The following is a 3,072-nucleotide window of genomic DNA, read 5'->3' as shown; positions in this document are numbered from 1 at the left end:
TGCGCTCGATGCCGCGGAAGGCGAGGATCTTCGACACCCTGCCCTGCTCGACGATCTTGCCGTCGCGCGAGAGCACTTTGACCGACTGGTTCGGCTTGACCGAGCCGGCGAAGATGCGCCCGGTGACGATGCGGCCGAGGTAGGGGTTGGCATCGAGCAGCGTGCCGAGCATGCGGAAGCCGCCCTCCTCGATGGTCGGCTCCGGCACGTGCTTGACGACGAGGTCGAACAGCGGACCCATGCCGTCCTGCGGACCCTCGGGCGCCATCGCCATCCAGCCCTGCTTGGCGGAGCCGTAGAGGATCGGGAAGTCGAGCTGCTCGTCGGTGGCGTCGAGCGCGGCGAAGAGGTCGAACACCTCGTTCACGACTTCCTGGACGCGGGCGTCGGGCTTGTCGACCTTGTTGATGGCGACGATCGGCTTGAGGCCGATCTTCAGCGCCTTGCCGACCACGAATTTAGTCTGCGGCATCGGGCCCTCGGCAGCGTCGACCAGCACGATGGCGCCGTCGACCATCGACAGGATGCGCTCGACCTCGCCGCCGAAATCTGCGTGGCCGGGGGTGTCGACGATGTTGATGCGGGTGTCCTGCCAGGCGATGGACGTGGCCTTCGCCATGATGGTGATGCCGCGCTCCTTCTCGAGATCGTTCGAGTCCATCACGCGCTCGGCGACGCGCTGGTTGTCACGGAAGGCGCCGGACTGGCGCAGCAGGCAGTCGACGAGGGTCGTCTTGCCATGATCGACGTGAGCGATGATGGCGATGTTTCGCAGCTTCATGGGACGGGCCGGGGATTGGAGAGGGGCACGCGCATCGGGCACATGCCGCGTTGCGGCACGCTCTACCGCATTGCGGCGAGTTTGGGAACTACGGCCTGCGACCTTCGCCGAAGACGGATGCCGGGATCGCCGGACGAACGCGAGACATCGACCCTAACGGATCGGCTTTATGCTCTCGGAGATCGCGTTGAGTTCGGCGCCGTTGGTCTTCTCGCCGGCCTCGCTGCCCCAGTAAGTCATCATCAGGAGCTTCTTCTCCGCGATCTTGACCAGCGTGACGCTGACGTGGGTCGGACCGTCGGCATCGGTCGCCTCCCACTGCAGGTCGTCGGCGTCAAGGCCGCTCATCTGGATCTTCTTCTGCTTGAAGGTGTCCTCCTTGATCTTGATCTTCATTTTCTTGAAGAACTTCTCTTCGTCCTTGCTCGCGTCGGCGAGCGTGTCGCCGTCGACGATCTCGGCGGCGACATAGGTCTCCCTGTCCGGCGAGGTCCCCTCGACGCCATTGTCGAACGTCTCGGGCTCCCAGGTGTCTGGTATCGAGATCCAGGCGACATCCTCGCCTATCTTGAACGCCTTGGCATCCGCGGACGCCGTCCAGCCGGCGCAGAGGATGACGGCGGCGAGCAGCGTCTTGGACATGAGATCGGCTCCGAAGCCGCAGAACAAAGATTGGCCGTAGAAGCGATGATTCCCGACCCACGTCAAGACGTTGAGCTCGGTGCGGAGGCTTGCGGCCGGAACCGACCGGCTCGCGTCAGATCGCGGCGCCTACTTCGCCGCCGCCACGCTCTTCACGATGGCATCGATCTCGGCGGCATGGTCCTTCTCGGCGTCGGCGTCGCCCCAACGCAAGACCACCAACGCTCCGCCGGACGGGGTCTTGAGGGTGACGAGGTGCACCTGCGTCGGACCGTCGGCGTCCTTGGCGTCCCAGGAGATCGCGGCGCCGGACATGCCGGCGACGGTCAGCGCCGCGACCTTCCGGCTATCTCCCTTTAGCTCGATCTTGTTTTCCGCCAGAACTTTGGAGACCTCCTGCCCAGCGGCCTTGACGTCGGCGGCGTCCACGGCGGTGGCGGACAGGTAGATCGTCTTGTCCGGCGACAGGGCCTCGAGCTGCCCATCGGCTTCGTCGCCATCCCAGGCGTCCGGAAGCGTCACGGTGGCGACCTTGGGATCGGCGCCCAGCTTGAAGGTCTTGGCCGACGCCGCGCCTGGCAGCATGGCGAGGGTGGAGGCGAGGACGAGGGTTGCTCTCAGCATGGCTCCATGATCCGTCCCGGCGATCCGATGTCAATGCGCGGCACCGATGCTCCTTACAAGGTCGGGTCCATCGGCACCCCGGCGAGACCGGGCACGTCCATCGTGGTGGCGAACAGCGAACCCGAGCGCGGATCGTCCTCGCCGGACGAGGGCATGGTCGTGACGTAGAGCGTTCGCAGGTCAGCGTCGCCGAAGGCGCAGCTGGTCGGGTTGCGGACCGGCACCGGGATCGACGCCTCGCGGGCGCCGTTGGGCGCGTGGACGTCGAGCCGACCGCCGCGCCAGATCGCCACGACGACCCTGCCGGCGGCATCGACCGTCAGTCCGTCGGGCACGCCCTCCTCCACAGGCACGGTCGCGAAGGCGCGGCGGTCGGCGATCGCGCCGGTGGCGATGTCGTAGTCGTAGGCCCAGATTGTGCCGGCGTGCGTGTCGGAGAAGTACATCGTGCCGCCGTCGGGGCTCCAGCCGAGGCCGTTGGCGAGCGTCACCAGGGCGCCGCAGATGGCTTGGCTGTCCCGCGTCGACTGCACATTCGACACGAATTCCCGATCGATCTTGAGCTTGTCGAAAGGAAGCTTGCGCAGGTAGCTCATGCTGGCATAACCGGTGCCGAAATCGTCGATCGCGATGCGAACTCCAAGATCGCGCAGTTTGCCGAAGACCGCGCTCGTATGAGCCGCATCCGCCATGGCAGCCGTCTCTGTCAGCTCGATTTCGAGCTGGTTCGCGGCAATGCCGGCATTGCCGAGCGCCTCGCGAATGGAGTCGATCAGACCGGGATCCAGGAACTGCCGCGCGGAGAGATTGACGGCGATCTTCATGCCGGGAAGGCCCGCATCGGCCCAGTCTTTCACTTGCCGACAGGCCTGCCGCATCACCCAGAGGCCGATCGGATCGATGAGGCCGGATTGCTCGGCGACGCCGATGAACTGCAGGGGTGGCACCATGCCACGCTCGGGATGCTGCCAGCGGATGAGCGCCTCGGCGCCTGTCACCCGACCGAGCGAGAGGTCGACGATCGG

At 65.9% G+C, this 3,072-nt stretch carries 4 protein-coding genes; all 4 read right to left on the bottom strand.

Annotated features, from left to right (window positions below; translation table 11 throughout):
* Nucleotides 1–781: GTP-binding protein (locus tag HUU96_RS13905; RefSeq protein ID WP_174293345.1), on the bottom strand; the 781-nt coding region annotated here is incomplete at its 3' end.
* Nucleotides 782–934: 153 nt separating this feature from the next.
* Nucleotides 935–1,423 carry a hypothetical protein gene (locus tag HUU96_RS13900; protein ID WP_174293344.1) on the bottom strand — a complete coding sequence of 163 codons (489 nt, stop codon included), beginning with the start codon at nt 1,421–1,423 and terminating at the stop codon, nt 935–937.
* 129 nt (nt 1,424–1,552) lie between these two features.
* Nucleotides 1,553–2,047 (bottom strand): hypothetical protein, encoded by a 495-nt coding sequence (locus HUU96_RS13895; protein WP_174293343.1) that lies wholly within the window; start codon nt 2,045–2,047, stop codon nt 1,553–1,555.
* 53 nt (nt 2,048–2,100) lie between these two features.
* A partial coding sequence (locus HUU96_RS13890; RefSeq protein ID WP_174293342.1) for an EAL domain-containing protein occupies nt 2,101–3,072 on the bottom strand: 972 nt, incomplete at its 5' end.

It is taken from the genome of Sphingomonas bacterium, assembly GCF_903644135.1.
Lineage (GTDB): Bacteria > Pseudomonadota > Alphaproteobacteria > Sphingomonadales > Sphingomonadaceae > Sphingomonas.
This window is presented reverse-complemented; position numbering and strand designations above follow the sequence as displayed.